This window comes from Candidatus Protofrankia californiensis (assembly GCF_900634765.1).
Classification (GTDB): Bacteria; Actinomycetota; Actinomycetes; order Frankiales; family Frankiaceae; genus Protofrankia; species Protofrankia californiensis.
This window is the reverse complement of the sequence record NZ_CAAAFT010000330.1, coordinates 1-3,729: the sequence shown is the minus strand read 5'-3', so window position 1 is coordinate 3,729 and position 3,729 is coordinate 1. Positions and strand designations below refer to the sequence as shown.

The window sequence follows — 3,729 nt, the reverse complement described above, 5'->3', positions numbered from 1 at the left end:
CAACTCGCGCAGGCTTCCACGGCCGGTGACGTCTCACCGACATGGCTGATCGATGCCGTGCGCCGATCCTGGAATCTGGACATCACGGAACATTCTCTTGGTCAGAAGGTCCTCGTCCGGAAACAGTCCCCCTACGGGTACGGTCGCGCTTCTTATGAGCTGAATCTCGGCTGTAACTATGATTGCGAGCACTGCTACCTCGGTCTCAAGAAGTTCGAGGGGCTGTCCTGGCCCGACCGGGAATGGCTACTGCACATCATGCGTGACGCTGGGGTGCTGTGGCTGCAGCTCACCGGCGGCGAACCAATGATCGACAAGCTGTTTGCTCAGGTCTACGAGCTCGCGTACGAGCTTGGCATGATGCTCAGCATCTCCTCGAACGGATCACGGTTGTCAAACGCGAAGATTCTCGACCTTCTCGCCTCCCATCCCCCGTATCGACTCACCCTCAGCGTCTACGGTGCTACCGCTGACAGTTACGACGGGCTGACGCGACGGCGTGGATCGTTTACCGCTTTCACGCGGGGTCTGGCCGCCGCGCATGAGGCCGGTCTACCGATCAACCTGAGCCTGATCATCGCGCGGCAGAACGCCCACGAGATCAACCAGATGAAGGCCATGGCCGAACATCTGGAACTGCCTTACACGGTGTACACGAACATGTCTCCTACGATCTACGGCAGCCCTGAAAGCCTGCCGGCTCAGTCCGAAGAGCACCTACGGAAACGCAAGATTTTCACCGGCTGCAACGCCGGACACACCTTTTTCCATGTCGACCCGCACGGCATGGCTTCCATCTGCAAGGTAGGCCGCGACCCGCAGATCCCGCTCATGGACGAAGGAGTCGACGGCCTGCGCCGCCTCGGTGAGATCGCCGATGCCCTCCTACTTCGCCAAGGGGGCTGCTCCGGCTGCGCCTTAAGCGGTACGTGCGGGACGTGCATGCCGCTCGTCACGCTTTACCGCAAGGCGAAGGCGCCACTGTCCATGTACTGCCAGCACTGAAGGGAGGTAGGTCATGACAGCCGTTCTCGTGGAAATCACACCCGGACCCACGGTCGACAACGAGATCGTCTTCATCGATGATGTGGATGCGCTCGTGGAGTCGTCGAAGTGCAGTTGCAACGCCGGTGACGACAATCCGTACTAGTGTCTCGTGATTCCGGGCAATTTACGTTACTCTAAGTCATCTACGCTGGTCGCGGGCTTGATCAGAACCTTCGATCGAGTAAGTGAAGCGGAATCACGAGACACTAGCCGATCAGACGTCGGGTCACCCTGGTGCCGACCACGCCGGGGTGACCCGCCACAGCACCCGTGGGGAAACACCGTGTCCGTGCCACGTATCCACTGGGATGACCTGCCGCAGGCTGTCCGGAGCGTCGTGCAGGAGTATGCAGGCCCTGTCCTGAAGGCGCAGACGGCCTCGGGTGGAGCCAACTCCGGGATCGCCGCGACTCTCCACACGTCCACGCAGAAAATCTTTATCAAGGCCGTTCCCGGCGATCATCGACAGGTCTACACCCAGCGACGCGAGATGGAGATCAATCCGTATATCTTCCCGGTCGCCCCGCGGGTGTTGTGGCAGGTCGAGGCCGGCGGCTGGAACGTTCTGGGGTTCGAGCACATCGACGGTAGGCACGCCGATTTCTCGCCCGGCTCTCCCGACCTTCCGAAAGTCGCCGATCTCGTGCGGCGACTCGGGCGGATTCCGTGTCCCAACCTGCCGTTGACGAGCGTTAAGCAACGCTGGGTCGATTACGCGGACGAGTCGGCGTTGGAGTTCCTGACGGGAGATGCCCTGCTGCACACCGACTTCGCACCTCACAACGTGCTGGTCAACGGCAGGGGATACCTCATCGACTGGGCCTGGCCCACCCGTGGACCCGCCTGGTTCGATGTGGCGGTTCTCATCGTGCGACTGGTTGATGCCGGCCACACCCCCGCGGAGGCCGCTACGTGGGCACAGCAGTTCCCGGCGTGGCAACACGCTTCCGCGGAGGCCGTCGACGCCTTCACGGTAGCGAACCGTCGCATGTGGCAGGAAGTCGCACAGGCGGATTCCCTGCTGTGGAAGAATCGGTTGGCGGCGGCAGCGCGGAAGTGGAGCGAATACCGTCTTTCGTGACTGCGACGACTCCCGTTATGGCCATATCGCCTTACCTCGCCTTCCGGCTTGTCTGGGATTTTATTTGTCTCGACTCAAACTGTTAACACATGGCGGAGGGGCTGCCGACGCATGTACGTGCGCGGAGACGTTGTGTTTCCTTCCCGGGAACGTACAGTGTCTGTAGATCTCACCCGGCTGCCGATGCTCCGGTTATTGGCCTGAGCGTAGGCTGCCGGGTCTGTCGTGACGGAAGCGGACGTCCAGCGAATTTTTGATCGATGCCGATGACAAGAAGGGTGGTCGGGAGCTTGAGCGGCGAACAGTACCTTTATGCAGTGGTAGCGTTTGACGGGCGGCAGGTGAAGAGCGTGTCAGAAGTTGTGCTGGCCTTCGAGAGCCCGGCCGCAGCAAATCATTTCGCGGACACGCACGGTATAGGTGATTACACGGTTGGGCCTGTCAGGTTTTCCGGGAGTTCAGCGGCTCCCGCGGTCCGCTGGCAGGGAGTAACCGTATGAAACCGGATGATCAATGTGCCGCCAGGCATCGCCTGTCCGCGTTGAGCATGTTGGCGCAGGACGCGGCATATGATCAGCATCCGACGGGTGATCCGCCGCTGCTCTCGTCTGATCTTCGCCGGGGTCTGCTCGCTGTGCTGGCGTTGGCTCCGGAACGGCTGCTACGGGCTGGTAGTGGAGTGACGGAAGGTGAGGCGGCGGCATTCCTTACGGGTCAGCAAGCCGCGCTGGACGCCGTCCACACGTGCATTGGCACGTACATGGCTCCCCGCACGGGTACGGCGGCACAGGCACCGGCCTGCATTGTCTGCTGATGAGGAAGGGGCGAGGTCCAGGGTCATTGCAAAGTCGCGTTTGCGCTGGCCACGAGGGTGATCGCCTGGTCGGGATGGCGGGCATGGTGACGTAGAGCTCGGGCGATGACGGCCTCCCCTGGCGAACATGAAGCGTCGAGAACTCCATGATCGACAAGAGGGTCGTGTCCGCCGTGCATCCATCTCCGGCGTGTCGCTGGTATCCGTCCAGGTCAGGCCATGCTGCGACCACAGCAGGAAATGATCAGGTCGACCTATCGACTATGAAATGGCCCTGATCCCGGGCATCAATGGCAGCCGAAAGCCTGACGACCTCCTCAGCCAGGGTGGGTCCGGCGGGCCCACCCGCGTTCCCGGAACGAAATCTTGCCTGACTGTCCACCCCGAGATCGGACGCCCCGAGAGCGTGGACGAACACCCGCACTGTGACCACCCCCGTAGAAACCGGCCACGAGAGTATCCGCCAGCCCCAAGAGATCAACCAACAGCCCGCCCACCAACGCAACAGGCGGGATCGTGAGGCCCGTCCAACGCGCCACAGTGATCGCCACGGCGACGGACCCGCACAGGGGAAGCCCGCAATTTACCCCTGGTTTGTTACCTCCGGCTTGTAGATCACGGGCGCTATTCCAGATGAATCTGGTCTTCACTGTCAGGTTTCAATCCGACTCGGATTTGTAGATCACGGGCACCGGCCGACACACGCTTCATCGTACCGTCTGCACCAAAGTTTCAATCCGACTCGGATTTGTAGATCACGGGCACCGCTGTCCGAATCGTACCACCC

Annotated in this window: 4 protein-coding genes; all 4 read left to right on the top strand. The window is 61.4% G+C overall.

Features of this window, described 5'->3' with window-relative positions; genetic code table 11:
• On the top strand, window positions 1-1,005 hold a 1,005-nt coding region (locus DD1DGNOD_RS17305), incomplete at its 5' end, for a radical SAM protein (protein ID WP_131767495.1).
• 13 nt (window positions 1,006-1,018) lie between these two features.
• Window positions 1,019-1,150: a hypothetical protein gene (locus DD1DGNOD_RS30555; protein WP_283234718.1), complete on the top strand. Its 132-nt coding sequence runs from the start codon at window positions 1,019-1,021 to the stop codon at window positions 1,148-1,150.
• Window positions 1,151-1,330: 180 nt separating this feature from the next.
• Entirely contained in the window at window positions 1,331-2,128 is a 798-nt protein-coding gene (locus DD1DGNOD_RS17300) for a phosphotransferase family protein (RefSeq protein WP_131767489.1), read from the top strand.
• 496 nt (window positions 2,129-2,624) lie between these two features.
• Window positions 2,625-2,942, top strand: coding sequence for a hypothetical protein (locus tag DD1DGNOD_RS17295; RefSeq protein ID WP_131767138.1), 318 nt, complete (start codon window positions 2,625-2,627; stop codon window positions 2,940-2,942).
• Window positions 2,943-3,729 lie beyond the last annotated feature (787 nt).

Excerpts from the sequence above, each read along its gene's own strand:
- DD1DGNOD_RS17295 (WP_131767138.1), top strand. The coding sequence starts at position 2,625 with ATGAAACCGGATGATCAATGTGCCGCCAGGCATCGCCTGTCCGCGTTG.
- DD1DGNOD_RS30555 (WP_283234718.1), top strand. The coding sequence starts at position 1,019 with ATGACAGCCGTTCTCGTGGAAATCACACCCGGACCCACGGTCGACAAC.